The sequence below is a fragment of the Clostridium sp. CS001 genome, assembly GCF_020443565.1.
Classification (GTDB): Bacteria; Bacillota; Clostridia; order Clostridiales; family Clostridiaceae; genus Clostridium_AD.
This window is the reverse complement of record NZ_JAIZZN010000027.1, coordinates 17,818-44,071: the sequence shown is the minus strand read 5'-3', so window position 1 is coordinate 44,071 and position 26,254 is coordinate 17,818. Positions and strand designations below refer to the sequence as shown.

Sequence of the window (26,254 nt, the reverse complement as noted above, 5' to 3'; positions counted from 1 at the left end):
AATATGAATTTTATTAGCATTGCATATTATACAATTTTAAGAAATCTAAGGGATACAAAGACATTGGCAACTATGGTGCTATCTCAAATATTAATAATATTAATTCTTGGTACAGCTCTTGGTAGTGAGTTCCAAATTACCAATATTGATAGGACAAAGGTTGCTTATTTGAATAAAGATAAGCAACTGTCAAGGAGCTTTGATGAATTTCTAAATGAAAAAAAGACTAAGGAATTTGTTGATAGTATTACTGTTTCCAGCTACGAGGAAGGTATGAACCTTGTTAATGAAAAAAAAGTAAGCTCATTTATTATAATAGATGACAATTATACGCAAAAAATATTATCAGGAGAAGATGCACTAATAAAAGTTATAAATAGACAAAAGGGAAGTTTTAGATCATCCATTGTTCAAAATGTTATAGATAGTTTCCTATATACTGCTAATTTAGAAGAGGCCGTATCAATTATTAATGGAGAAAATAAAGGCTATAAAAATTATAAAAATATCCAAGATGTTTCAATTACATCTAGCGGTAAAAAGCCAAAGGCTATAGATTTTTATGCAGTAACAATGCTTGTTATGATGATAATGTATGGGTCAATGTATGGGTCCTTTGAGGTTGGTGAGGACATCTTTGATAGTATAGGAAGGAGAATGAGAAGTACTCCAATTAAATCCTACCAACTTTTCCTAGGTAAAACCATAGGTTCAATATTTATAGTCTATATGGAGGCATTAACTTTAATTTTCTTTGCAAAGTTCGCATATAAGGTGAATTGGGGTTCAAATATATTGATTATTCTATTAATAGCATTTTTAATGTGTGCGTTAACAACAGGATTTGGTATTATGGTTACAATGCTTTGCGCGGATCACTATACTGCAAATCGAATCCTTAATTTAATAACTCCTATATTTACTTTCTTTTCAGGGGGTTTTGTTAGTGTCACTTATGGTGGAGTTTTAGGAAAAATAACAGAATTTATACCAAACAAGTTGGCACATAATGCACTGTTTAATTCTATATATCCTATCTATACTGATTCTATGCATAGGGTTAAATGGTCAATTATGATGATGCTTATAATGATTGTTCTAACATTCTTAATTTCAATCTTATCAGAAAGGAGAATGTCAAAATGTCAATAATGTTAAATAATATAAATCGAATATTAAAGGATAGAAAAAGATTAATGTTTACCTTAATATTTCCTGTTATCTTAATTGCTTTAACTATGATGAAAAGTTTAGGAGGACAACTTGTTGTTGGTGTAATTGATAAGGATAACAGTAGACTAACACAGAATCTAATTAAAAGCATTAGTCTGCAAGGAGAAGTTAAATTAATTAAAGAAGAAGAAGTTCAGACATATATTCTAGATAGTAAGGCAGATTATATAATTAAAATAAACAAGGGTTTTGCTAAGGATATTATAAATGGAAAGGATCCATTTATACAGGGCTATAGCTCTTTAGAAGGAACTGCTTCTTCACCAATTAAAATGTACATTGATGGCCTTATAAATGCTACAAAGAATATAGCAAAGGCTTCAGGTGGTGATGAACAAAGGTTCTATGAGGGTTTTGATTTATACAACAATGGAAGCTATAAAGCAGAATATGTGGCTATAAATGAAAAAAATGATAATATAGATAATACCTTTAAAGCACTTGGTTTGATGGTTATGAGCATATTAATGTTTTGTACAACAACTTCATCAATGATTTTAAAAGATAAACAGGGTAAGATATATCATAGAATTTTTTCTACTCCAATATCTATAAAGAACTATACCCTTCAAAGTATATTAAGCTTTTTAGTTGTGGCAGCATTACAAATAGGACTACTTCTTGGAATTATGGTTTACTTCTTCAAGGCAAAGCTAGGTCCTTCTACTATAAATATGTATATTGTACTTTTAGTATTTTCATTTTCATGTGTTGCCTTAGGGGTGTTAATAAACAGTTTGTCAAAGGACTTAAATCAAGCAAATGCAATAACGTCATTAATTATGATGCCCCTTTGCATGCTGGGAGGATGTTTTTGGTCAACTGAAATCATGCCTGAGTTTTTAAGGAATATAGCAAATTTCTTACCAACTACCTGGGGACTAAAGGCTGCCAGAGAGGTATTATACACAGGAACACTTTCTTCAGTAAAAATAGAATTATTAATAGTAGTTATGTTTGCAGTTGTATTCTTTATGTTAGGTTCTTGGAAAAAAAGTGACGTCGCAGTCTAATTACTAGCATTTTACTTGAAAATCCTATTAATAACAGCAAAATACTTCTTATTAATAGGATTTTTTTTATATTTCCAAATTCACTTGTATAATATTGAAAACTATAGAATAAAAGTCTATAATTAGGTTAAACAAATTATAAATAATGGAGATTTTTATGAAATATATATTTAGAATTACATTTGTATTGTTTCTAATTATAAAGCTTAGTCTAATTGGAAACGTTTCATCAAATGAAGTAATTATACTGCTAGTAATCATAAGTTTAGATGTATTTAAAGAGAAGTTTTATTATTCCGTATATATAGTTATACTTGAATTTGCAGCAATCTTATACATCTCAACAATTAATCCATATTTTCTTATACTCTGTGGACCGTTAATATGCGATGTTTTTTATATGAAAAAATATGGTGGTATAATTCTAGCACTTATTGGAGGTTTTTATTTTTTAAGTTTAGAAAAATTTATTGAGTATGTGTTTTTACTAAGTTTATGTGGATACTTTGCATATATGGACAATTCATTCAAAGAAAATAAAGAGAGGTTTAAGGAGGTATATGATAGAGAAAGATGTTATAGATATGAGCTTGAAGATGCAAAACAGAAGCTTTTAAACTCCTCAAAGGAAATTGCTCATATAACTGAGATAAAGGAACGAAATAGAATTTCAAGACAAATACACGACAATGTAGGCCATAGTATTGCTGGAATTTTAATGCAGCTACAAGCATCTTATAAGCTACGAGGAATGGATGATGGAAAATCTGAAGAGCTACTTGAGAAATCTATAACAGGACTGCAAAATTCACTAACTATATTAAGAGAAACAGTTCATAATATTAAACCACAAGAAACATTAGGTGTAGAATACATAAAGAATATAATAGATAACTTTAACTTTTGCACTGTAAACTTTAAACTTACTGGAGATTTTAATGTTATAGAAGCTAATTCTATTGAAATATTATGTACAAACATAAAAGAGGCACTAACTAACGCCTCAAAGTATTCTAACGCAACAAACGTAGATATAAATATAGATATAACTGATAAACTTACAAGGTTGTATATAAAGGACAACGGAAAAGGGTGTACGTGTATTAATGAAGGGCTTGGAATAAGCGGTATGAGGGAAAGGATTAAAAATGTTGGTGGCAGCTTATCAATAAGCTCAAAGGATGGATTCCTAATGGTTGCAGTAATTCCAAGAAACACATATAAAGGTGGTGTTATTTTTGAAGGTGCTAATAACTGATGATGATGCGCTAATTAGAGATAGTTTAAAGATTTTATTGGACCTTGAGGATGATATTGAGGTAGTTGGAACAGCTTCAACGGGACAAGAAGCCTTTGAAATGTGTCAAAAGTTAAGCCCTGATATAGTTTTAATGGATATAAGAATGCCAGTTTTAGATGGAGTACTTGGCACAAAACTTATAAAGGAACATTTTAGAAGTATAAAGGTTTTGATTTTAACAACCTTTAATGATTACGAATATATAAAGGAAGCAATAAAAAATGGTGCTGAGGGATATATATTAAAAAATCAATCAGCAGATAGTATAATAGAAAGTATCAGAACTGTTTATAAAGGAAATGCTGTTTTTGAGAAGAATGTAGTTGATACACTATCTTCAATGCTGAGAGATGAGAGAAATAGTATACCAGAAGATTTTGATTTAACAGAAAAGGAATTTAATATCTTAAAGTTTGTAGCAGAGGGACTATCAAATAAAGAGATTGCCCAAAAACTTTATTTAAGCGATGGCACTGTACGGAATTATGTAACCAGCCTTCTTGAAAAGCTTGGCCTAAGAGATAGGACTCAACTAGCAATATTTTTCTTGAAAAATTTTTAAAAATATTAGATATGCACAATAAAAAGGCAACTATATTCATAATAGTTGCCTTTTTCACTCCTCTGGCTTTTCTGAAATTCTACCACTTCTTATATATTATTCTTATAGCTAATTGCTTTAGCTGGACATTTGTTTATTGCTAATTCTATATTTTCATTTTCTTGTGATTTAAATACTTTTTGAGTAACCACAGCTGATTTATTTTCAATAATAAAATTAACAGGTGATATTTTTGTACATATTCCGCAACCAATACAATACTGCTTATTTACATAAAGTATGCTTCCATCTTCATTACTTAAAATATCATCTATAGGCATATCCTCTTTTTTTACTATCTTTGATGTAATATAAGCCATAGTAAAAATTGAACTAGTAGTTAAAATCCATCTCATAAACATAAATTTAGGCCCTAAAAACTTTGCTTCATTAGCAAGCATTGGAATTTTAATTACTGCCCAAGTACTCAGCATAACTACAATATTTGAAACACTTGTTCCTTTTTTTAAAAGCATTTTGCATACTGGGAATGCTGCATATATTGGTCCTGCTGAAAAACTTCCAAGCAAGAAAGAAAATATAGCTCCTTTAATTCCCGACCCTTCACCTAGGGCATTTTCTATTGATTTTTTAGGAACCCATGCATCAATAAGAGACGTTAGCACCAATATAACTGGCATAATCATAATCATTTCTTTTATATAATACAAGCTATTATTTAAAGACTGAATAGCTTTGTTAGGCATCAAAACTGCTATTACTATATAGATTACAGCCACTAACGTTAAAAACATATTGTTTTTTATCCTTACCATAATGGAATTCACATTACCACCCCCATTAGCAGAGCAATTACAATAGCAAATATAAAGCTTAAAGAATTTCTTGTTATGGTAAACTTTATACCAAACTCTCTTTTTTCAAGAGGAAAAGTAACCACTCCTACCATGGTTAATGTTGTTAGAAATGCAACCACTGGAACTATATTGGCTCCGGCATTTACAAGAGAACCCACTAGTGGAAAAGCAACAAACGCAGGTATTAAGGTTATACTTCCTACCATTGCTGATATAATTGTGAATATAATAGTATTGGACTGACCCATGTATTTCTTTATTGTATCTGGCGGAATAAAAGTTAATATTAATCCAATTAAAAATAGTATTCCTACTATCTCACCTATCATATTTCTCATCATTCCACTAGACATTTTAATAGAATTTAGTGTTTTCTTTTTATCCTTAACTATTGACCAAATAAACCATGTTCCCGTAATAATCCAAAGTGCAATAGTAAATATATCCATTCTATTTACTTACATAATTCTTAGGATTAGGTGCTTTTATTACGAAAAACTCAAGAATATCATCATTAAAGTTATTTATATTCATTTTTATGTCATAGGGTATGTTTACAATAGTTCCCTGTGGATATTCTTTTTCCTCTTGATCACCTAATCTTATAGTAAGTATCCCTCTTACTACAATCATATACACGTTAGAATTAGAAAAGTGTTCTGGAAGACCTGTTCCCTTAGTTAATGTCATATGATTTAAAAGTAATTCCTCATCATCGATAATTTTTGCAATGTTTTTCTCACTTAAATTTTTAAATTTATAATTTTTTTCTATCATTTTAATTTCCCCTTTCAAAATATCTATACCTGTATTATAATTTAATTTAAAACATAATACAGTTACCATGGTTACTAATTCAAAAAAAGGAGTTAATTAATATATGTTAGACTATATACCTTTACTTAAAACTATTGATTTATTTAAAGATATTTCTTTTAAAGACATAGAATATTTATTCACCAAAGACTTATATGAAATTAAGAAGTACAAAAAGAATTCTGTTATATATTTTCAAAATGAAAGATGCACACAGTTTGATATAATATTAAATGGAACTATAATAGTTCAAGAAATCGATTCACAAGGCAATGTATTAACTATTAGTAATTTTACTGTGGGTGATGTTTTAGGCGGTAATCTACTTTTTTCACATAAAAATTTTTATCCAATGACAATTTCTTCAAAAACTGATACTAAAATACTTCATATAAATAAAGACTTGGTTTTAAAACTTTGTCAATCTAATATTATTTTCTTAAATAACTTTCTTACATCAATTTCAGACAAAACTTTAATATTAACAGATAAAATTAAAGCATTGTCTATGAAAACCATAAGACAATGCATAATAGATTTTTTAGTATATGAAAGTTATTGCCAAGGTAGTCACATAGTAAAACTTCAACTTACAAAAAAAGAACTTGCTGAAAAATTTGGAATTCAAAGACCTTCTCTTTCTCGGGAATTAAATAAAATGAGAAAGGATGGCCTTATAGAATATGATACTCACTTTATAACAATAATTGATATAGGTTCAGCCTATTTGGATGAGTAAATTGTAAGATCTTCAATAAATCTCTTAACTACCTCTTCCCCTGTAGCCCATGATGTTACTAAGCGAATAGCAGAAATGTCACCGTCAATTTTTTGCCATACATAAAATGAATACTTCTCTTGAAGCTTGTCTATTACACTTATGGGTAATATGGGAAATATCTGATTGGATGGTGAATTAGTTAAAAATTCATATCCCAAATCACTGATTCCTATTTTTAATAACTCTGCCATACGGTTAGCATGTTTTGCTAAGTCAAAATAAATATCTTCTTTAAATAGCTCTAAAAACTGAATACCAATTAATCTTCCTTTTGCAAGTAAGCCACCCTTTTGTTTAATGTGGTATCTAAAATCCTCCTTGAGAGAATCTTTGCAAATAACAAGTGCCTCTCCCATTAATGCTCCATTTTTAGTTCCGCCAATATAAAAAGCATCCACAAGTTTAGGCAAATCTGAAAGCTCAATATCGTTCTCCTTTGAGCATAAGGCGGAGCCTAGTCTTGCGCCATCAATGTATAAAATTAAATTATTTTCTCTGCAAAACCCACTTAATTCTTCTAATTCACATTTCTTATATATAGAACCAATTTCTGTAGGATTTGATATGAAAACCATTTTAGGTTTTACCATATGTTCATCTGCATGCTCATTTATTACCTCCTTTATATGAATAGGCTTTAGCTTTCCATCCTCCACCTTTACAGAAATAATTTTGTGACCAGTTGCTTCAATAGCTCCTGTTTCATGAACTAATATATGTCCTGTGTTTGCCGAAATAATAGCTTCATGTGGTCTTAAAAATGCAGAAATAACAGTAAGATTTGTTTGAGTTCCACCACATAACATATGGATATCTACATCTTCACACTTAAGCTTAGATTTTAACAATGAAATTGCATCTAAAGAATACTTATCTTCTCCATACCCCTCTAGCTGCTGCATATTTGTTTCAATAAGAGCCCTTAAAATATTTGGATGAGCTCCCTCGCTATAATCATTTTTAAAACTATACATATTTATTTCTCCTTTTCCTATGTATTATTTAATAAACTTTTTATATCTACCCTATTAAATTATACCACTAAGGCATTCACGCCTTCTATAATTTCGACTATATTAAGAAGAAAAGATGCCTACTACTTAACCTTTATCCTTATGCATAATAATCTTTATATATCTAATAATATACTAGAGTATTACTTTAAGGAGGTCTATTTTATGTCAAAAATTATGAAAACTATGGATGGTAATGAAGCTGCTGCTTACATTTCCTATCCTTTTACTGAGGTTGCAGCAATATATCCCATCACACCATCAACACCAATGGCAGAAAGTGTAGATGAATGGTCTGCTAAAGGCAAAAAGAATCTTTTTGGTCAAAGTGTTTTAGTAAGTGAAATGCAATCAGAGGCTGGGGCAGCTGGGGCTATGCATGGTTCACTGCAAGCAGGTGCCCTAACTACTACCTATACTGCATCTCAAGGCTTACTATTAATGATACCAAATATGTATAAAATGGCAGGCGAACTACTTCCTGCAGTATTCCACGTTTCTGCACGTGCATTAGCTACACATGCATTGTCAATCTTTGGAGATCATCAAGATGTTATGGCCTGTAGACAAACAGGTTTCGCACTACTAGCATCAACAAGTGTTCAGGAGGTTATGGATCTTGGTAGCATTGCACATTTATGCGCAATTAAATCACGAGTTCCTTTTTTACATTTTTTTGATGGATTTAGAACTTCACATGAAGTACAAAAAATAGAATTAATGGATTTTGAAGATTTATCTAAGCTTTTAGATAGAAATGCCGTTGAAGCCTTTAGAAAAAGATCTTTAAACCCAGAGCATCCCGTTGCACGTGGAACTGCACAAAACCCTGATATATACTTTCAAGGAAGGGAAGCTTCAAACAAATTCTATGAAAGGGTTCCAGATTTAGTAGAAGAGTATATGCAAGAAATAAAAAAAATTACAGGACGTGAATATCACCCATTTGACTATTATGGAGCTGCAGACGCAGAGCACATAATAGTTGCCATGGGTTCTGTATGTGACACCATAGATGAAACCATAGATTTCCTTAACGCAAAGGGAGAGAAACTTGGCCGGATTAAGGTTCATTTATATAGACCTTTCTCTGAAAAGTATTTCAATAATGTTCTTCCGAGCACCGTCAAAAAGATTGCAGTTTTGGACAGAACTAAGGAACCTGGTTCTTTGGCTGAACCTCTATATCTTGATGTAGTAAAAATGTTTTATGGCACGGAAAATTCACCAATCATTGTTGGTGGAAGATATGGTTTAGGTTCTAAGGATACAAGGCCTTCTCAGATAATTTCTGTTTTTAACAATCTAAAAGACCAAAATTCAAAAGATCACTTTACCATAGGAATAACGGATGACGTGACCAACACATCACTACCTGAAACAGACTCTATTGAAACAACACCAGCAGGAACAATAAACTGTAAATTCTGGGGTCTAGGTTCTGATGGTACAGTAGGTGCAAATAAATCTGCTATTAAAATTATTGGTGATAATACCCCTCTGTATGCCCAAGGCTATTTCTCCTATGATAGTAAAAAATCTGGTGGAACTACAATATCCCACCTTAGGTTTGGTAAAAACATTATAAAGTCGCCCTACTTGGTTTTTTATGCTGATTACATAGCATGCCACAACAAAGCTTTTATTTTTAATCATAATTTATTGAAAGGTCTAAAAAAGAATGGTACCTTTATATTAAATTGCCCATGGAAAATAGATGAATTAGAAACACATCTTCCTTCAAGTTATAAAAAATATCTTGCAGATAAAAATATAAATTTTTATGTAATTGATGCAATATCCATTGCTAAGGAAATAGGTTTGGGTAATAGAATTAATATGATTATGCAAGCAGCATTCTTTAAGCTCACTAATGTAATACCTATAGATGATGCTGTAAACTTTCTGAAAGCTTCTTTAGAAAAATCTTACGGAAAGAAAGGTCCTGCTATAGTTGAAATGAACAAATCAGCTGTGGATAGAGGGTTATCAGATATTATAAAAATTGAAATACCTGAATCTTGGAGTAACTCCTCTGAAGATGAAATGCCTACTATGTATGCCCCTGATTTCATTAAAAACATTGAAAAACCAATGTCAAGAAATGAAGGCGATGAATTACCAGTTAGTGCATTTAATGGCATAGAGGATGGAACCTTCCCACTTGGCACTAGCGCATACGAAAAACGCGGAATTGCAGTAATGATACCTCAGTGGCAGATAGATAAATGTATACAATGTAATCAATGTTCTTATGTTTGTCCTCATGCTACAATTAGACCGTTTTTACTAAATGAACAGGAATTAAAGGAGGTACCAGATACCTTCGAGACTAAAAAAGCTATCGGAAAAGGTGTTGAAGGCCTTCAATATAGAATTCAAGTTAGCCCACTTGATTGCGTAGGCTGTGGTAATTGTGCTGATATATGCCCTGCGCCAGGAAAAGCACTAATAATGAGTGATGCTGAGCATGAAATTGATACTCAATGTAAAAACTGGGAATCCACCATGAAAATTGGCTACAAACCAAATGTTATGGATGTAAAAACCTTAAAGGGAAGCCAATTTGCGAAACCTCTACTTGAATTTAGCGGTGCATGCCCTGGTTGTGGTGAAACACCTTATATTAGACTGTTAACTCAGCTTTTCGGGGACAGAATGATGATTGCAAATGCCACAGGTTGCTCTTCTATATGGGGCGCTAGTGCTCCATCCATTGCATACACTGTAGATGAATCTGGAAAAGGTCCTTCCTGGGCAAACTCACTATTTGAAGACAATGCGGAATTTGGTTATGGGATGCACCTTGCCGTTAATCAACTTAGAAATAAGTTAGCGGACTTAATGAGAGAGGCCATTAAATCACCTATTGCTGGGGATCTAAAGCAAGTTTTCAATGAATGGCTTAATGTTATGGATGATAGTGAAGGTTCAAAAGTGGCATCCGAAAAAATACTTTCTTTCCTAAAACAGAGTAGCAACACTAATAATGGCATATTAAAAGAAATATTAGATAAAAAAGACTATCTAATTAAAAAGTCTCAGTGGATATTAGGTGGAGATGGTTGGGCCTATGATATTGGCTATGGAGGTTTAGACCATGTTCTTGCCTCAGGTAGCGATGTGAATTTATTTGTAATGGATACAGAAGTATACTCGAATACAGGAGGTCAATCCTCAAAATCAACGCCAACAGGTGCTGTTGCAAAGTTTGCGGCAAGTGGTAAAAAGATAAGAAAAAAAGATTTAGGAATGATGGCTATGAGCTATGGCTACGTTTATGTAGCTCAAATTTCAATGGGTGCAAATATGAACCAAACTATTAAAGCTATAGCGGAGGCTGAGGCTTACAAAGGTCCTTCCTTAATAATAGCCTATGCCCCTTGCATAAATCACGGAATAAAGACTGGCATGGGAACAAGTATTGCAGAAGGAAAAAAAGCAGTGGACTCAGGCTATTGGCATATGTACAGATATAATCCTATGCTTAAAGACAAAGGTGAGAACCCATTCATCTTGGATTCCAAGGCTCCAACTACTTCCTTCCAAGATTTCATAAAAGGAGAAGTACGTTATACCTCGTTAATAAATACCTTCCCAGAAGAAGCAACTACTCTTTTTATAGAAGCAGAAAAGCATGCTAAAGAAAGATACGATAACTATAGAAGAATGACTGAGCAAAAATATTAATTATGAAAACTGGGTACATCGCCTAAAGGTGATGTACCCAGTTTTTTCTCTAAACCATTTTAAAATACTTATTTTTCGTTGATATTTACCCAATCTCTGGCATTCTCTACTGCGAAATCGCTTGGCATTGGAACATTTGAAGTTGGTTGGTTTTCATTTATATCTGCCCAAGCAGCAGTATCATGCTTTTCAATAGGTCGTCTAACAGGTTTTTTTTCAGATACATTCTTTTTCATTTTATCACTCCTCTTATTTATATTGTTTTCAAAAATCATAAAAACTATTATAAATAAGTTAATATTAATTTATATTTTACTTAGCAATAAATCTTTAGTGTAACCCACTGCACGTTCTATATTTTTTATTTCATCGTCCCCCACTGAAAATCTAATTCTTAATGGGAATTCAATATCTGTCATTCCTGTAGATTTTATTATGTCAGAAGTATTTAGTACCTTTAATTTGGTTTTGTTTAAATAATCTTGAACAACTTCTATAGCTTCACCACTCCAGCCATAAGAACCAAAGGCTGCACCTATTTTCCCCTCAAGATTTAGAGTACTAATAGATTTTAGTGAATCTTCCATGTTTCCAGTCATGTCAGCATATTTTGTAGATGTTCCAAAGAATATTGCATCTGCTTTTTCTACAGCCTTAATGATTTCTTCTTTCTCTGCCTTATTTACATCTAAACCTTCACAGTCTATATTTGCTTCTTGGAATTTTTCCTTGAATAACAAAGCAACTTTTTTTGTATTACCGGTTATTGAAGAATACAATACTAATGCTTTTTTATATGTTTCTACATTTTGACTCATTTCATCATAAATATCTATAAACCTTTGAACATCTTCTCTTATAATAAATCCATGAGATGGAGCAATAACCTTCACTTCAAGGTCTCTAATTTTTTCAATCATATTCTGAACATATCTCCTGTGAGGGTGCATAATAAGCTTATAATAGCCAATATAATCAGCTGTAATATCTTCTTTTGCCATATCATTAAAATATTCATAATTTGCTACATGAGTACTAAAAATATCACAAGGGAATAATATTTTATCTTCTTTACAATATGTTATCATGGTTTCCGCTGTATGGAGATAAGGCGTTTCTATAAAACTAAGAGTCTTACCTCCTATATCAAGAGTATCACCATCTCCTACTACTAGAAACTCTCTATTATGAAGCTTGTACATTTCCTTTAACTCATAAACAGCTAGCTTTGAGCATACAATTATAGCATTTTTAGCTTTAGCTGCCAAACTCCCAAGTGCACCAGAATGGTCTGGTTCTGTATGGTTTATTACAATATATCTTATGTTTTCAAGTTCAATTAAACTCTTTAAATTTTCTACATATTCTCTTCCAAAATTCATGTCAACAGTATCTATCACTGTAGGCCTTTCCGTATTTAATAAATAACTATTATAAGTAGTTCCTTTAGTTAAAGTTAATCTGTGAAAAGGTACATCCCTATCGTCAACCTTTCCTACCCAAAATACATTTTCACTAAGCATAATATTTTTTTCCATTATATTTACCCCCTAAATTCTAATTTATTTTCAGTCTCTATTGTTTCCTATGTTCTTATTCTACATTCTTTTTGATTTTTAAAATATGATTTAAATCAAAATAAAAAAATGTTAAGATATTTTTACTTTACAACTACTATATATTTTATACTTATTAATTTATCTAGGACTATAAGTGCTAATAATAATAATAATAATAAGGAGCATCAATTAGGATGCTCCCCTTGCCTGATACATTATTAATGAACTAGCAATACTTTCACGTTATAACATCTTATATGGCTATTCAAAGCAATCAAATCTAATATCACTTTAAAATTAAAGGTCTCCTAGTTTTTAAATCATATTTATTTCCACTTTTTAAAACATGCATCTTAACATCAAAAATAGATAACATATCGTCTTGATGTTGCTCTGAAACATTTGTATAACTTATGTTACTTCCATCTATAATATAGACTGCCCCAGAACCTACTACTCTTAAAGTATTTTCTTTGTTTACAATAATTGAAGTATCCTCATCAATACCGATACCTAACACTTCTGGATTTTCTGCCACCCCAACTAATAACCTTCCTACCCTACCTCTTTGTGCAAAATGCTGATCTATTATAACTCCATTAATTAAACCAAGCCCTGGAGCCATTTTAAGAGTACATTTTCTCGGTGATTCATCATCAATCCCTTTTACTATCATGGTATCGCTCATTACTGATGCTCCAGCTGAAGTTCCAACAAATACACACCCCTGGGTATATCTAAGCTTCATGCAGCTATATAGCGGAGTACCTCCAAGTATACTTGTAATTCTAAGTTGATCACCTCCAGTGAAAAATATTAATGATGCTTTTTCAATGAGTTCTATGTTTTCTGCTTTTAATGCATCTTCTCTACTTTCTACATTAAGAATTCCAATATGTTCAATTCCCATATCATGAAATAAAACACTGTATTCATTCCCTACTTCAATTGGTTTTTCTGTTGCCACCGTTACAATAACTAATAGGTCACTATTCTTTTCAATATGTGCACATACCTCTTGAAGTATCTTTTTATCTCCTTTCTTGTCCTCTGCGCCACCAATTATAATTAATCCTTCCTGTGTATTAATCACAAACACATCACCACCCTAAATAATTACTTTCAAACTTTTGCTAATAACTGCGTTTTCTTAATTTTTCTTTCTATAATATCAATAAGTGGTTCCTGTTTCTCGAAGAAAACAATAACAATGTCTTCAGGCCTCGCAAAATCTAAAGCTGCTTTTAAGGCTTCTGTTTCCACTAACACCTTCTTTATGTTTGTGCTAGGGAATTTTGCAGTGAGAACTCCTTTTTCTAGAAGGTCCGCTATCTCACCCTTCGCCCTACCCCTTTTGTCCATATCCTCTTTTATAAAAATGTAATCAAAGTTTTCTCCAGCACATTTACCTATTTCTAGTATATGGCTGTCTGGCCTATCGCCTGGAACCCCTATAACTCCTATAAGTTTATTGTGCTTTATATGATTAAGTCCATCAATAACACATTTATACCCTTCAATATTATGACCATAGTCTAATACTACCATTGTATTATTAACAAAATACATATTGAACCTTCCTGGGTTTTGCTCTTTATTACAATAAAATGATTTTAATCCTTGCCTAATGATGTCATAATCTACACCTAGTCCTACTGCAGCTGCAGAAGCCGCCATGGCATTTTCAATGTTATATTTGAGAATACCATTCATAGTTATACCAACACTCTTTATGTCTATTAATTTTTCAATGTTGCTATTTTTTTGTATTATTATATTACCACCATCAACGTAGACTCCATATCCACCTTTTCTAATATTACTTTGCATAACTTTATTATCTTTATCTTTTGAAAAAATAATGATATTACTCTTTAATCTATGTAATATACTTATGCTCATATCATTATCTCCATTAATAACCACATATCCATCTTCTTTAACGGCTTCTCCGACAAGCGCTTTTACTTTTGCTAAATCCTCAATAGTATCTACTCCATCTATACCAAGGTGGTCCTCTGTTATATTTGTAATAACGCCAACGTCTGCAAGGTCATAAGCCAATCCCTCTCTTATTATTCCCCCTCTGGCAGTTTCAAGTACTGCTGCATCTACATTTTTATTAGTAAGAACAGTTAAAGCACTTTTAGGACCAGTTGTATCCCCTTTAAATATACATTTACCATCAATATAAATTCCGCTGGTAGTGGTCATTCCAACAGTATGCCCTGCAATTGACAGTATGTGAGCTGTGAGTCTTGTGGTGGTGGTTTTTCCGTTTGTACCTGTTACAGCAACAAGTGGTATATTTCTGGGTATACCTTTGAACAGCTTATCAACTATATTGCCTGCCACATTGCGTTTTGTTCCCATGCATGGATTATGGTGCATCCTAATTCCAGGTGCAGCATTTACTTCTATAATTGCTCCTTTTGTGTCTGCAGATTTACTTATATCTTCACAACGCAAATCTATTCCGCATATATCTAGCCCTATAGCACTTGCAGTTCTTTTACATATTTCAACATTTTCTTCACATATTAAATCCGTGCAATCTATTGCAAATCCACCTGTGGACAAATTTGCATTATCTTTTAAATTCAATTTTTCTTTTTTAGGAAGTATAGTGTCTAATGAGTATTTTCTTTGATTTAAATATGTTATGAGTGTATCGTCTATTTTAATCTTAGTTAATTCTTTTTCGTGTCCTTCTCCTCTTCTAGAATCCTCATTAAGATTCTCTATAAGACTCTTAATTGAACTTATTCCATCTCCTAATATATATGGAGGTATTCTTTCTGAAACAGCCACTATATCTCCATATATGCTACACACTCTATAGTCCCTTCCACTTATATACTTTTCTAGTATTATATCTTTATAATCTTTAATCAAAAGCTTATAAGCAGCTACTAATTCCTCCTCCTTTTTTATATTTGCAATAACTCCTTTACCTTGGTTTCCAAACTGAGGCTTAAGTACTACTGGATATCCAATATCTTTTGCGCACAAAATAGCATCTAGTTCACTTGATATTTTCATCCCCTTTGCCACAGGTAAACAATGAAGTTCTAATATTTCCTTAGTTAGAAGTTTATCCTGTGCTATATCAACAGCTATTGCACTAGTATCGCTTCCTAACGTTGCTTGTATCATTCTTGAATACTTTCCATAACCTAATTGGAACATACTATTTTCACCTATTCTTAATATAGGAATTCCCCTGCTTTTAGCCTCATTACAAATATTTATGGTGCTTACTCCTAGTTGTTCACCCATTAATGTTTCCTTTAGCCTACTAAACCTTAAATCAAAATCAAATATTTCTTTATTAATTAATGAATTAATAATATCTACTGCCATATTTCCAGCCTCTATAGCTGTATTCTTATATAAATATTCATGAATAACATAATAATTATCTCCAGATATTTCTCGAGATTTTCCATAACTTATTTCTATACCGATCATATTGTGGAGAGCTATTATAATATGTTCAGTAATATGTGCCAAATATGTCCCTTCTGTAAGCCTTTTAATAAACCCTTTCTCCTCATCAATCCCACATCTATGTTTGGAAAGCTCTGGCAACATATTGATTAACGTATCATTAAAGCTATAAATATCTTTACTGGGAACTTCACCGTACCCTTCTAAATCCAGGTCAAGCCTTATACACTTCTTATGAGAATATATATTTCTTCCTTGAAAGACCTTTAGATTAACAGTCTTCATCCATTTTCCCGTTGCCAAAAATCTATAAAAATCTATGAATCTTGTTTAATTCCCTATTCAATGTGTCCGATTTTGTAATCCTTTCGGATATACTACTTTCGTTTGATATAACACTCCAAGGGCTTAAATTCCCATACAACGCATGGTACATATTAGTAGTATCGTTTAAGTGATTAAGTATCATCTACGATGCTATTAAGTATCATCTATGATGATCTAAACTACTAATTCATATCTTGATAGATTGACACTTGCATTATAATCTCTATCTATAACGCATCCACACTCCTCACAGATATATGTCCTAACTGATAATGAAAGTTTCAGCTTTATATGACCACACTCACTACAAGTCTTTGATGAAGGATACCATCTATCAGCTTCTACAAACTCAATCCCATTGAACTCACATTTATATTTCATTTGTCTTTTAAACTCATATAAACATTGTTTTGCTATTGCTTTTGATAAATGTCTATTTTTCATCATTCCTTTGATATTAAGTGTTTCCATAACAACTCTTGATGGTTTGGTTTTCACTATCTTACTCGTTGCATGGTGACTATGATTACTTCTTATATTAGCTAATTTCCTATGAAGTAACTTAATCTTCTTTTCGATTTTTATAATATTACTTGTTTTGACAAACTTACTCCCTTCTTTATTCATTAAGTATTTGCGAGATACCCTACGTTGTAATCTACGTAGCCTTTTTTCAAGTTGCTTTGCAACTCTTGTTTTATTAATATTTTTAAACTTCATTCCATTAGAGCATATAGCTAAATCTTTGATGCCCACATCTATCCCAATACTCTCATTTGTTAATTCTACTATTGGGTGCTCTTTTTCTATACCTACTGATATGAACCAATACTTACCATCAAAACTTATTCTTGGATTAGTATATTTACAGTTCATAGGTAGTAAGTTTTTCTTTATATTTATCCAACCAACGTTTTCAATTAGCACCGAGTTTTCTTTAACTTTAAACTTTGATGTATCGTTATAGAAAGACGGTTTAGATTTTCTTCTTCTTTTAAATCGTGGCTTATCTGACAAGTGCTTGAAAAACTTCTTATAAGCTTCGCAACCGTCTTTAACTGCTTGTTTAGCCACATTGTTAGATACTTCATTTAACCAATTAAGTTCCGTTTTCTTTAGCTCCGTTAGTTCTTTTCGCAAATCATTATCAGAAATAAACTTTCCACCATTTTTATAATCTTCTTCTTGTCTTGTAAGTGTCCAATTATAAATAAATCTTGCAGTACCAACTGATTGCCACAATTTTTGTTCATGTTCTTTAGTTGGAAATAATCTAACTTTCTTCCCCATTATCATTCTCCAACAACTCCTTAATACCTGCTAAAGTATTAATCATCTTCTTCGCCTTATGCCTGAACGAAAGTTCAGAAGCTCTTTTGCCTTGAAGCCTACAACTAAATACTGTAACAATTTGAATTAAATCCTCAACTAATTCCTGTTCTTCTGTTCTTTCAGTATTGTCTATGATTTCAATAGTAGTTCCATATTTACTGCATAGGTTTTCTATGATTTCAAAACCAAACCTCAATAATCTATCATTATACAGAATTACTATCTTTACGTCTGTGGTGTTTTTCCTATTAAAGTTGAAAACTCACCTATAGAATAATACTTCATTGATTATCTCCTCAATATAATAACAGCATACAATATAATATTATTCAATATATGTTTATACGTTTTTATATATTTTATTCAACTGTTACTCCCCTCCTGATGGGTTATTTAGCTACCATAATTATGTTTTTTTTAATTCTTTTTATCAGTTTTTATATTTATCTGTAAATCTGCTATAACATTATTTGATTTATATTTTTACCCTTTTCAAATTATTTATTCATCACAATTTATGCCTAATCATATGCACATTATATAAATTTGTTCTTAACATCCACTATTTGAAGCAATACTTTATGTTAATTTTCATGTATCACTTATGCTTTATACGGAATATATTATTGTGTAAGCAACAAACAAGGAGGAAAAAAACTACAATGGCATATATGTCAAAACCAGAGCATAATATGATGAATTTTGTATCCCCGAAACAAATTAACTGTGTGCCACAGGAAACCTGTATAAACAATGTTCAATTAGCTGCAGGCTATGTACCTTTTCAAAAATTTTGCACTACCTTTTCTCCCCTAGAATCATTAATGAAAGGAACAGCTTTTCCTGAACTTTATAGTCCTTTTGAAGGTAATGATCGTAGACTTCCGTATTTAATGGGTTGCAAAAGGGAGGAAGAGATATGAAGCATGATAACAGACTAGACCTTTTAAAACAAATCTCAGTAGCTCATTTTATGCAAGAAGACTTAGCTCTTTATCTTAATACTCACCCTATGGATAAACCTGTAATTGAAAGATACAACTTCTTCGTAATGCAATCTAAGGGGCTAAAAGAGAAATATCAAAGGCATTTTGGAATGTTATCACAACATGATGTTTGCAGTCCTTATCCTTGGCAGTGGATAGATGATCCTTGGCCATGGGAATATGAAGCTAACTTTAGGTTTGAAAGGGAGGATAGATAGCTTATGTGGACATACGAGAAGATGTTAGAATATCCAGTTAAAATTAAAAATCCAAGTCCTAAAATGGCAAAAATAATTATCACTCAATATGGCGGTCCAGACGGTGAACTTGCTGCAGCATTAAGATATCTTAGCCAAAAGTTTTCTATGATCACTCCTCAAGCTATCGCAACATTAAATGACATAGGTACTGAGGAATTAGCACACCTTGAAATGGTAGGCGCTATGGTAACACAACTTATGCGAGGTGCAAGTCTTGAGCAAATAGAAAAAGAAGGCATGAGCGCTTATTACGTAGACCACGGTAGAGGCATATATCCTATAAGTGCTTCTGGTTCACCATTCACTGCAGCCTATATACAATCCAAAGGTGACCCAATTGTTGACCTTACAGAAAATTTAGCTGCTGAGCAAAAGGCAAGGGCTACTTATGAATACTTAATCAATGTAGCTGATGACCCTGATGTTATTGAGCCATTAAAGTTCTTAAGGGAAAGAGAAATTGTACATTATCAAAGATTTGGAGAAGCTCTTAGAATTGTTCAAGATGTTTTAAAAGAGCCTCATCTATTTGTAATGCCAAAACCTGATTTTATGAAATAATTTCATAACAAAAGCCTTGGCATTAAGCGTGTTGCTTTGCCAAGGTTTTTTCTACTTTACTATATATTATTAGTGATATATCCGTTTTTTATTTTACAGATACCCAAGGGTTATTCTTTATGTAAAACCTCCATAGGAAATCCTTTGCTTCCTCGGCATAATCAATGCCAATTCTTTTAGCTTCTACGACTTCAATTTTTTGTAATAAATTTAAGTCTTCTTTTTCTATTGCTTCTTCAATATATAGCTCATTTAAGTATAGATCTTGTTTATTATTTTCTTTATTTATTTTCATTGCCATGCAGAGTTTAGATGGTCCTGAAGTTAAGTTTTTAAATTGAGCTTTTGTAAGTTCACTAATATCTTTCTTGAACCTAAGCTTTGACATTTCTTCTATTCCTTCTATGGGCTCAATGGCCCTAACTAAAACTCCTTCAGGAGAACCTTCTTCTTTGGTTATTACATTAAAACAATAATACATACCATAAATAATAAATACATATGCTATTCCAGGCTTTCCATATAAAGTTTCAGTTCTAATAGTTCTTTTCCCTCCGTAAGCATGTGAAGCCTTATCTATCGCTCCAACATATGCTTCTGTTTCAACAATCTTCCCCTTTAATTTAACTCCATTTACTTCATGGACAAGCACCTTACCTAAAAGATCCTTAGCCACCTGCAAAGTTCCTCTAGCATAGAATTCCTTAGTAAGTTTCATTATAAAGCTCCTTTCCTTATTTACACCTTTAACTTTTAACCCTTATAGTTAAGTCATTATCTTCGATGTTGTTAAACTACCTGATATATTATCTCCTCCAAACCGAAAATTTATTATATAAGATTTGTACTTATCATACTTAAAATCATTAACCTGTAACACATACTTTGGATAACCCATATTATATTATTGTAGTGAAATTAATGGAGGTTTGCAATGTTATACCGAGAAATGGAAGAAGAAGAATTCATGAATATGGAAAATGAAGATTTAATAAGCCCTGAGCAAACACCTATATGCGAAAGTCATATGATGGAGCAACAAATGTATCAAAATCCTACCAATAATAATCCTATGATGCAATGCCCTATGTACCAAAATCTTATGATGCAAAATCAAATCGAACCACAACCAATAACTCAAATGCATCATATTGGTTGTCCAATGATGAATGAGATGTTTAACCCATCAACATACCCTACCCAAATAGAAATGGATGAATATGGTCTAGAAGAAGGTTTTAATGAGAATATGGAAAGGTCACCTTATGATGGCTATTATAACAATAGCTATTATCCTTATAATTCTTACTACCAAAATTCTTACTACCAAAATTATTACCCATTTTCTAACTTTAATCCGCTGCTTATTCCTTTATTACTTGGCAGAGATTAATCATACTGGGAATAAAGAGCATCCATTAAAGTGTTCTTTATTCCCAGTATAAATTATTACTTTACATATTTTATTTAACAACATTTTGGAAGCTTCAATTCTGACATCTTCTATAAGTGGTAGCTACTTAGCCCAGAAAAGTTGCTTAGTGGCAACCTAAATCTGCTTCCAAAGTTGTTAATATTGCAGCATAACAGATGATGGTTTAACTAATTCATTAAACTATAAAATAAACTAATAATAAATTTATTACTTTTTACGAATACTATTAATATGATTTATGAATTTTTTGATAAACTAAGGAGGAATTGTAATGAAAAATAAACCTTTTGCTCTAATTGTGGTCTGTACACTGTTTTTTACAACCTCATGTACACAGCAAACAAATAAACAAAAACAACCAGCCATCGGAGGGATAGAATCATCAAGTTTCCAAAATTCAGATGTTAAAACTATAAAGATAACAGCAACTAAGTCAAATATAAAGGCAGGTTGTTCAACTAATTCTCCCGTAGTCCAATCTTCTAATAAAGATACTAAGCTTGATGTTATAAGCGAGGTTTCTGATTGGTATGCTGTAAAACTACAGAATAATGATATTGGTTTTGTTCCTAAGGAAGACTGTAAGCCCATAGTTGTTGAAGACAATAAAACAAATATTCCACCTGAAGATTCTACAGCAGTTCCACAAGGCACAACTGCCCCTAAAACACCAGCTACAAAAACAGATTCTAGTACACTAACCGCTTCAGAGCAAGAAATGTTAAAGTTACTCAACGATTCTAGAATTCAAAACAACTTATCTCCCTTAAAGGTAGATATGGAATTAACCAATGTAGCTAGAATCAAAGCTCAAGACATGATTGACAATAATTACTTTAGTCACAACTCACCAAAGTATGGCAATCCATTTGATATGATGAAATCCTTTGGTGTAAAATATCTTCAAGCAGGAGAAAACATTGCTGGAAATCAAAGTGTTCAAAATGCTCAAAATGCGTTAATGAATTCTCCAGGACATAGAAAAAACATTCTAAGCCCTGACTTTACTCACATAGGACTAGGAATCCAAAAGGGTGGACCCTATGGAAACATGTTTTCACAAATGTTCATCAGCAAACCTCAATAAAACTTACGTATTCCATTAATTTCAATACAATATTCTACAATCCTAATACAAATAAAAGCATAACATAAATAAGAGCACGTAGAACTATAACTTCTCATACGTGCTCTTATCCTATTGTTGAAATTTAATCTTAAAAATATTTTTCTTAATTCTTCTTAATCTTCTCAGTTTCGCGTACTTTATCAACTAATGCTTCTAAAAGCTTTGAAATAGAGTTGCTTGTAGTTTCATTAACTAATTTACCATCCTTATCAAACTTCGTATCTGCTTTCATAATAAATACTTCCGGTTGATTAAGTGGCAAAAGATCGAGTCTTACACATACCTGACGCAAGTGATATTGCACACGTGAACCTCCAAATATACTAGGTGAAGCACTCATAATAGCTAGTGGCTTTCCGGAAAGTGGCAAATCTGTACCACGAGAAGCCCAATCCAATGCATTTTTTAATACTGGGGGTATAGAATAATTATACTCTGGTGTAGAAATTAAAATAGCATCAGCAGTATCTAGTTTATTTTTAAAGTTTAAAACTGTTTTAGGCATACCTATGGCTTCTACATCCTCATTGAAAAATGGAATATCAGATATATCTACTATTTCAAGCGTTGCACCTTCAGGTAATAGATCTTTTGCTGCATTTAAAGCAGCCTTATTGTATGAATGTAATCGTAGGCTTCCTGTAAAACCTATAATATTAATTGTCTTATTCATAAAACCTCACCATCCTAAAATATTATTGTGCTTATTTAATAAATGTTCCTTCGTTAAGCTCCTTAAAAGCCTTCTTAAGTTCTTCTTGTGTATTCATAACTATAGGTCCACCCCAAGCAATTGGTTCATTTAGTTTCTTTGCTGAAAATAAAAGAAATCTTAAGCCTTTTTCTGATGCTCTAACTAATAGTTCCTCACCATTATTAAAAAGAACTGCACATTTACTAGAAACTAAATTATCATCAGAATCTTCAAAAAAACCTTGACCTTCCACTATATAGATAAACAAGTTTAATTCTTTTCTGGTTTCCAAGCGCCACAACGCACCAGGTTTCATATCCACATCTAAAAATAACATTTTAACATGATCGCCTTGGACCGCGCCAAGTTCGCCCTTATACTCACCTGAAACAATAGCAATTCTACAACCATCTTCTTGTAATTTAGGCACCATATCTGCTCTTATATCATTGTACTTTGGCGCTGTCATCTTTTTATCTTGGGGTAAGTTTAGCCATAGTTGTACTCCTAGCATACGCTCTGAGGGCTGTGGCATTTCTTGATGAAGTATTCCACTACCTGCGGTCATCCATTGGCAACAGCCATCTAATATGCTTCCTTTATTTCCTAAACTATCTTGATGTTCAATATCACCATTTATAAGATAGGTAATGGTTTCAATTCCCCTATGGGGATGCCATGGAAAACCTTTTATGTAATCAACTGAGTCATAGGAGTCAAAAGCATCTAACATTAAAAATGGATCAAACTCCTGAACATCTGGTAGGCTTATAACTCTCACAAGCTTCACACCGTCACCATCATATTGAGTGGTTCCGGTTACTATTTTACGCACCGTCCTAAGTTCCATATTATCTTTCCTCCTTAATTAATTCTATTAAACCCTTCTCATACAATTATATCATACCTCACAACAATTATTTATAACTTTAAGTTATGCAAACTTCCGCCTGCATGTTTTCTTTTATAAGTACTAGTACTTTTATCACGTATATTTATACTAGTAACTTTTTTTCGCATTTCAATGTAATTCTTAAAATTAAAGTAGTATACTTACCTAAAGGAGGCGTTGTTATGAGTAAAAAAGTTTACATTTCAAAAGGTAAAGAAGAGCTAAAAAAGGTATTAACACCAATTCAGTTTAAGGTAAGTCAAGAAAATGCAACGGAACGACCTTTTTCCAGTGAATTTTGGAATAGCAAAGATGAAGGAATCTATGTTGATATAAATAGTGGAGAGCCACTATTTACTTCTCTAGATAAATTTGATGCAGGTTGTGGATGGCCTAGTTTTACAAAGCCACTAGAAGAAGACCATATAAAGGAAAATAAAGATTTAACCCTAGGGATGGAGAGAATAGAAGTAAGAAGCAAATATGGTGATAGCCACTTAGGTCATGTATTCCCTGATGGCCCAGTTGAAAATGGTGGATTAAGATATTGCATAAATGGTGCCTCTTTAAAGTTCATACCTGTAAATAGGCTTGAAGAAGAAGGATACGTAGAATATTTAAAGTTATTTAAAGTTCTTTAAAAGTATGTTAATATAGGAAAGGCAAATAACTTTATTTGGTATGGAGGTAAAAATGGCTAAAAATCAAAGTATTAAGGGAAACTTCACTTACAATAACATAGAGAAAAAAGGTAAGAATTTCATGTATAAAAATCTTGAGAAAAGTAATTGTTATAATAGCGATTTTTCAAGTTCGAACTTCGACTATGTTAACTTTAGGGGTGCACACTTTAAAGCCTGCGTGTTTTTTAAATGTAGTTTTAGATGGACACAGTTCCTAGGAACAAACTTTAAAGACAGCGATTTCACAAATACCACATTTGAGAATGCTATATTTGATTCAGTGAATTTAGATGGTGCAGATTTTAAAGATGCTGAGTTCGAAAACACTATATTTGTATCCACTGACGTCACTAAGGCTAAAAATTTTAGCACTAAAAGACCAGGTGTTAAGTTTTTCAATGAAATCCCCGAACTAGAAATTAGTGAGGATCTTCATGGGGCAGTTCTAAATGCAATGAAAAACAAATATGTAAAAGCTGCAAGGGTTCTCGATACAAAAGATAGTAACATTAACATAATAAGCTTAATGATATTATTGGAAAACTTTGATGAAGAAACTTTAATTAAAGGACTAAATATTGTTGAGACTGAACTTAATTGTGATTTTTATACTTTAAGTTATATAATCAAATTTATAAAAAGCAATATGTAATCGCAGTAACTTTCTTCTGTTATTTTAATAATAGGTAAACAACATAGTACCCTATGTATGTTATACCTATTATTTTTTTACTACATTGATATTCGTATTATTCTTTGTAGGATATCACCTTACTGTCATCTTTAGATGTTATTACTTCCACTTAAAGACAATAGTAACTGTGAAGGAAGGTAGAAAACCCAAATTAGGAATGATGCTATTTGCTGAAGGCTTATGATAAAGTGTGCTTCTATAGGTAGAATTGTAGTTACATTAGATAACGCTACGCATATATCACACAAAAGAAAAAGTATCATGCCTAGCACTACCATGTACTTATTAGGAAGAGGATATAAATTACTTTTAAAGGCCTTTATAGCTTTAATAACACTAGTAAGCAGACATATAGAATAAAATAGTGATATGGGCAACAAAATACTAATTTCTCTAATAAATAATCTAACTGTAAAATATGAAAGCACTATAAATTGAAATGCAATAAAAAAATTTATAAGTGTTACCTTTTGCTTTTTAGGATCATACCTAACAGAATATATGATTTGGACCATAGAAAAAAAGACTACTCCTAGAATATAAAAATCAAATATAACTAAACATAAATCGGCAATGACAGTAATAAACATACCAAATTGAAGTAGTAATCTATCTCTATAATTAGCTATATGTGTATATGAATTGTTAACTATGTCTCGCCCTCCCAGTAGCTTTTTAATAGGAAGTATGGACAGGATAAAACAAAGTATTATGGACATATACTTTATATATTCAGAAGTAATAACTGTTTTTACGTCATAAAGGTCCATATATAAAAATAAAACATATAAAATTAGTATTATTAAAGTTATTACCCTTATTATTAAACCATTGAAATTTTTATCTTTCATTACATATCACCGCACTATAAATTCTTCTTGGAAAAGTATCATAACAGTTACATTTTATCCAAGTAATCAAAACTTACACAAAATATAAATGCTATTAGCAAAATTTTCAATAATAAAAAAGGCTCATGATTAACTT

General features: G+C 31.9%; 26 protein-coding genes and 1 pseudogene. 13 read left to right on the top strand and 14 right to left on the bottom strand.

Going from position 1 to position 26,254, the window contains the following annotated elements; genetic code table 11:
• The first annotated feature begins 3 nt into the window (after positions 1–3).
• From LGK97_RS15610 to LGK97_RS15595, 4 genes are all read left to right on the top strand, one after another.
• Entirely contained in the window at positions 4–1,152 is a 1,149-nt protein-coding gene (locus LGK97_RS15610) for an ABC transporter permease (RefSeq protein ID WP_226260678.1), read from the top strand.
• Complete coding sequence (locus LGK97_RS15605; protein ID WP_226260677.1) at positions 1,143–2,246, top strand: ABC transporter permease; 1,104 nt, start codon at positions 1,143–1,145, stop codon at positions 2,244–2,246. The genes LGK97_RS15610 and LGK97_RS15605 overlap by 10 nt, the downstream gene beginning before the upstream one ends.
• A gap of 157 nt (positions 2,247–2,403) precedes the next feature.
• Positions 2,404–3,504 carry a sensor histidine kinase gene (locus tag LGK97_RS15600; RefSeq protein WP_226260676.1) on the top strand — a complete coding sequence of 367 codons (1,101 nt, stop codon included), beginning with the start codon at positions 2,404–2,406 and terminating at the stop codon, positions 3,502–3,504.
• Entirely contained in the window at positions 3,485–4,108 is a 624-nt protein-coding gene (locus LGK97_RS15595) for a response regulator transcription factor (RefSeq protein ID WP_226260675.1), read from the top strand. The genes LGK97_RS15600 and LGK97_RS15595 overlap by 20 nt, the downstream gene beginning before the upstream one ends.
• A gap of 89 nt (positions 4,109–4,197) precedes the next feature.
• Here the strand turns inward: LGK97_RS15595 and LGK97_RS15590 are convergent, their stop codons facing one another.
• From LGK97_RS15590 to LGK97_RS15580, 3 genes are read right to left on the bottom strand one after another with little or no spacing between them, the layout of a single operon-like run.
• Positions 4,198–4,935, bottom strand: coding sequence for a permease (locus LGK97_RS15590; protein WP_226260674.1), 738 nt, complete (start codon positions 4,933–4,935; stop codon positions 4,198–4,200).
• Positions 4,932–5,414 carry a permease gene (locus LGK97_RS15585; protein WP_226260673.1) on the bottom strand — a complete coding sequence of 161 codons (483 nt, stop codon included), beginning with the start codon at positions 5,412–5,414 and terminating at the stop codon, positions 4,932–4,934. Before LGK97_RS15585 ends, LGK97_RS15590 begins: the two co-directional genes overlap by 4 nt.
• Position 5,415: 1 nt before the next feature.
• Positions 5,416–5,742, bottom strand: a complete 327-nt coding sequence (locus LGK97_RS15580) for a cupin domain-containing protein (RefSeq protein WP_226260672.1) — start codon at positions 5,740–5,742, stop codon at positions 5,416–5,418.
• A 103-nt stretch (positions 5,743–5,845) separates the two neighbouring features.
• Here LGK97_RS15580 and LGK97_RS15575 point away from each other — a divergent pair, with 103 nt between their 5' ends.
• Positions 5,846–6,520 (top strand): Crp/Fnr family transcriptional regulator, encoded by a 675-nt coding sequence (locus tag LGK97_RS15575; RefSeq protein WP_226260671.1) that lies wholly within the window; start codon positions 5,846–5,848, stop codon positions 6,518–6,520.
• Here the strand turns inward: LGK97_RS15575 and LGK97_RS15570 are convergent.
• Positions 6,505–7,536 carry a threonine aldolase family protein gene (locus LGK97_RS15570; protein ID WP_226260670.1) on the bottom strand — a complete coding sequence of 344 codons (1,032 nt, stop codon included), beginning with the start codon at positions 7,534–7,536 and terminating at the stop codon, positions 6,505–6,507. The genes LGK97_RS15575 and LGK97_RS15570 overlap by 16 nt on opposite strands.
• A 204-nt stretch (positions 7,537–7,740) precedes the next feature.
• Here LGK97_RS15570 and nifJ point away from each other — a divergent pair, with 204 nt between their 5' ends.
• Positions 7,741–11,265: a pyruvate:ferredoxin (flavodoxin) oxidoreductase gene (gene nifJ, locus LGK97_RS15565; protein ID WP_226260669.1), complete on the top strand. Its 3,525-nt coding sequence runs from the start codon at positions 7,741–7,743 to the stop codon at positions 11,263–11,265.
• A gap of 68 nt (positions 11,266–11,333) precedes the next feature.
• On the opposite strand, the gene LGK97_RS15560 is transcribed toward nifJ, so the two are convergent.
• The 6 genes and pseudogenes from LGK97_RS15560 to LGK97_RS15535 all read right to left on the bottom strand — a co-directional run.
• Complete coding sequence (locus LGK97_RS15560; protein WP_226260668.1) at positions 11,334–11,501, bottom strand: CDIF630_02480 family spore surface protein; 168 nt, start codon at positions 11,499–11,501, stop codon at positions 11,334–11,336.
• Positions 11,502–11,570: 69 nt separating this feature from the next.
• Positions 11,571–12,803 carry an FprA family A-type flavoprotein gene (locus LGK97_RS15555; RefSeq protein ID WP_226260667.1) on the bottom strand — a complete coding sequence of 411 codons (1,233 nt, stop codon included), beginning with the start codon at positions 12,801–12,803 and terminating at the stop codon, positions 11,571–11,573.
• A 307-nt stretch (positions 12,804–13,110) separates the two neighbouring features.
• On the bottom strand, positions 13,111–13,917 hold the full coding sequence (locus LGK97_RS15550) for a cyanophycinase (protein WP_226260666.1): 807 nt from the start codon (positions 13,915–13,917) through the stop codon (positions 13,111–13,113).
• A gap of 29 nt (positions 13,918–13,946) precedes the next feature.
• Complete coding sequence (gene cphA, locus LGK97_RS15545) at positions 13,947–16,559, bottom strand: cyanophycin synthetase (protein WP_226260665.1); 2,613 nt, start codon at positions 16,557–16,559, stop codon at positions 13,947–13,949.
• 216 nt (positions 16,560–16,775) lie between these two features.
• A complete protein-coding gene (locus LGK97_RS15540) occupies positions 16,776–17,897 on the bottom strand; it encodes an RNA-guided endonuclease InsQ/TnpB family protein (RefSeq protein ID WP_226260664.1) in 1,122 nt (373 codons plus the stop codon).
• Positions 17,875–18,189: pseudogene (locus tag LGK97_RS15535) on the bottom strand (hypothetical protein); the annotation flags it as partial. The gene LGK97_RS15540 and the pseudogene LGK97_RS15535, both read right to left, overlap by 23 nt.
• Before the next feature lie 406 nt (positions 18,190–18,595).
• Here LGK97_RS15535 and LGK97_RS15530 point away from each other — a divergent pair.
• Genes LGK97_RS15530 through LGK97_RS15520 form a run of 3 tightly spaced genes read left to right on the top strand, consistent with a single transcriptional unit; the run spans position 18,596 to position 19,740 of the window.
• The gene (locus tag LGK97_RS15530; RefSeq protein ID WP_226260663.1) at positions 18,596–18,856 is read left to right on the top strand and encodes a spore coat associated protein CotJA; all 261 of its coding nucleotides are present in this window, start codon (positions 18,596–18,598) and stop codon (positions 18,854–18,856) included.
• Positions 18,853–19,137, top strand: a complete 285-nt coding sequence (locus tag LGK97_RS15525) for a spore coat protein CotJB (RefSeq protein WP_226260662.1) — start codon at positions 18,853–18,855, stop codon at positions 19,135–19,137. Before LGK97_RS15530 ends, LGK97_RS15525 begins: the two co-directional genes overlap by 4 nt.
• A gap of 3 nt (positions 19,138–19,140) precedes the next feature.
• Positions 19,141–19,740 carry a manganese catalase family protein gene (locus tag LGK97_RS15520; RefSeq protein ID WP_226260661.1) on the top strand — a complete coding sequence of 200 codons (600 nt, stop codon included), beginning with the start codon at positions 19,141–19,143 and terminating at the stop codon, positions 19,738–19,740.
• A gap of 88 nt (positions 19,741–19,828) precedes the next feature.
• On the opposite strand, the gene LGK97_RS15515 is transcribed toward LGK97_RS15520, so the two are convergent.
• On the bottom strand, positions 19,829–20,458 hold the full coding sequence (locus LGK97_RS15515) for a DNA-3-methyladenine glycosylase (protein WP_226260660.1): 630 nt from the start codon (positions 20,456–20,458) through the stop codon (positions 19,829–19,831).
• A gap of 216 nt (positions 20,459–20,674) precedes the next feature.
• Between LGK97_RS15515 and LGK97_RS15510 the strand changes: the two genes are divergently transcribed.
• Together LGK97_RS15510 and LGK97_RS15505 are read left to right on the top strand one after the other, a co-directional pair.
• Positions 20,675–21,133: a hypothetical protein gene (locus LGK97_RS15510; RefSeq protein ID WP_226260659.1), complete on the top strand. Its 459-nt coding sequence runs from the start codon at positions 20,675–20,677 to the stop codon at positions 21,131–21,133.
• Between the two features lie 313 nt (positions 21,134–21,446).
• A complete protein-coding gene (locus LGK97_RS15505) occupies positions 21,447–22,262 on the top strand; it encodes a CAP domain-containing protein (protein ID WP_226260658.1) in 816 nt (271 codons plus the stop codon).
• Between the two features lie 145 nt (positions 22,263–22,407).
• Here LGK97_RS15505 and LGK97_RS15500 read toward each other — a convergent pair whose 3' ends face one another.
• A complete protein-coding gene (locus LGK97_RS15500; RefSeq protein ID WP_226260657.1) occupies positions 22,408–22,977 on the bottom strand; it encodes an NADPH-dependent FMN reductase in 570 nt (189 codons plus the stop codon).
• Positions 22,978–23,008: 31 nt separating this feature from the next.
• Positions 23,009–23,848: a pirin family protein gene (locus tag LGK97_RS15495; protein WP_226260656.1), complete on the bottom strand. Its 840-nt coding sequence runs from the start codon at positions 23,846–23,848 to the stop codon at positions 23,009–23,011.
• 224 nt (positions 23,849–24,072) lie between these two features.
• Here LGK97_RS15495 and msrB point away from each other — a divergent pair, with 224 nt between their 5' ends.
• Entirely contained in the window at positions 24,073–24,531 is a 459-nt protein-coding gene (msrB, locus tag LGK97_RS15490) for a peptide-methionine (R)-S-oxide reductase MsrB (protein WP_226260655.1), read from the top strand.
• Between the two features lie 52 nt (positions 24,532–24,583).
• Complete coding sequence (locus LGK97_RS15485) at positions 24,584–25,225, top strand: pentapeptide repeat-containing protein (RefSeq protein ID WP_226260654.1); 642 nt, start codon at positions 24,584–24,586, stop codon at positions 25,223–25,225.
• Positions 25,226–25,356: 131 nt separating this feature from the next.
• Here the strand turns inward: LGK97_RS15485 and LGK97_RS15480 are convergent, their stop codons facing one another.
• Positions 25,357–26,118 carry a lysoplasmalogenase family protein gene (locus LGK97_RS15480; RefSeq protein ID WP_226260653.1) on the bottom strand — a complete coding sequence of 254 codons (762 nt, stop codon included), beginning with the start codon at positions 26,116–26,118 and terminating at the stop codon, positions 25,357–25,359.
• Positions 26,119–26,254: the final 136 nt, after the last annotated feature.

Coding starts and splice junctions, on each gene's coding strand:
- cphA (WP_226260665.1), bottom strand. CDS start 16,559: ATGAAGACTGTTAATCTAAAGGTCTTTCAAGGAAGAAATATATATTCT.
- LGK97_RS15580 (WP_226260672.1), bottom strand. CDS start 5,742: ATGATAGAAAAAAATTATAAATTTAAAAATTTAAGTGAGAAAAACATT.
- LGK97_RS15600 (WP_226260676.1), top strand. CDS start 2,404: ATGAAATATATATTTAGAATTACATTTGTATTGTTTCTAATTATAAAG.
- LGK97_RS15500 (WP_226260657.1), bottom strand. CDS start 22,977: ATGAATAAGACAATTAATATTATAGGTTTTACAGGAAGCCTACGATTA.
- LGK97_RS15570 (WP_226260670.1), bottom strand. CDS start 7,536: ATGTATAGTTTTAAAAATGATTATAGCGAGGGAGCTCATCCAAATATT.
- LGK97_RS15480 (WP_226260653.1), bottom strand. CDS start 26,118: ATGAAAGATAAAAATTTCAATGGTTTAATAATAAGGGTAATAACTTTA.
- LGK97_RS15525 (WP_226260662.1), top strand. CDS start 18,853: ATGAAGCATGATAACAGACTAGACCTTTTAAAACAAATCTCAGTAGCT.
- LGK97_RS15560 (WP_226260668.1), bottom strand. CDS start 11,501: ATGAAAAAGAATGTATCTGAAAAAAAACCTGTTAGACGACCTATTGAA.
- LGK97_RS15495 (WP_226260656.1), bottom strand. CDS start 23,848: ATGGAACTTAGGACGGTGCGTAAAATAGTAACCGGAACCACTCAATAT.
- nifJ (WP_226260669.1), top strand. CDS start 7,741: ATGTCAAAAATTATGAAAACTATGGATGGTAATGAAGCTGCTGCTTAC.
- LGK97_RS15610 (WP_226260678.1), top strand. CDS start 4: ATGAATTTTATTAGCATTGCATATTATACAATTTTAAGAAATCTAAGG.
- LGK97_RS15540 (WP_226260664.1), bottom strand. CDS start 17,897: ATGATAATGGGGAAGAAAGTTAGATTATTTCCAACTAAAGAACATGAA.
- LGK97_RS15485 (WP_226260654.1), top strand. CDS start 24,584: ATGGCTAAAAATCAAAGTATTAAGGGAAACTTCACTTACAATAACATA.
- LGK97_RS15520 (WP_226260661.1), top strand. CDS start 19,141: ATGTGGACATACGAGAAGATGTTAGAATATCCAGTTAAAATTAAAAAT.
- LGK97_RS15605 (WP_226260677.1), top strand. CDS start 1,143: ATGTCAATAATGTTAAATAATATAAATCGAATATTAAAGGATAGAAAA.
- LGK97_RS15530 (WP_226260663.1), top strand. CDS start 18,596: ATGGCATATATGTCAAAACCAGAGCATAATATGATGAATTTTGTATCC.
- LGK97_RS15555 (WP_226260667.1), bottom strand. CDS start 12,803: ATGGAAAAAAATATTATGCTTAGTGAAAATGTATTTTGGGTAGGAAAG.
- LGK97_RS15515 (WP_226260660.1), bottom strand. CDS start 20,458: ATGAAACTTACTAAGGAATTCTATGCTAGAGGAACTTTGCAGGTGGCT.
- LGK97_RS15510 (WP_226260659.1), top strand. CDS start 20,675: ATGTTATACCGAGAAATGGAAGAAGAAGAATTCATGAATATGGAAAAT.
- LGK97_RS15575 (WP_226260671.1), top strand. CDS start 5,846: ATGTTAGACTATATACCTTTACTTAAAACTATTGATTTATTTAAAGAT.
- LGK97_RS15585 (WP_226260673.1), bottom strand. CDS start 5,414: ATGGATATATTTACTATTGCACTTTGGATTATTACGGGAACATGGTTT.
- LGK97_RS15505 (WP_226260658.1), top strand. CDS start 21,447: ATGAAAAATAAACCTTTTGCTCTAATTGTGGTCTGTACACTGTTTTTT.
- msrB (WP_226260655.1), top strand. CDS start 24,073: ATGAGTAAAAAAGTTTACATTTCAAAAGGTAAAGAAGAGCTAAAAAAG.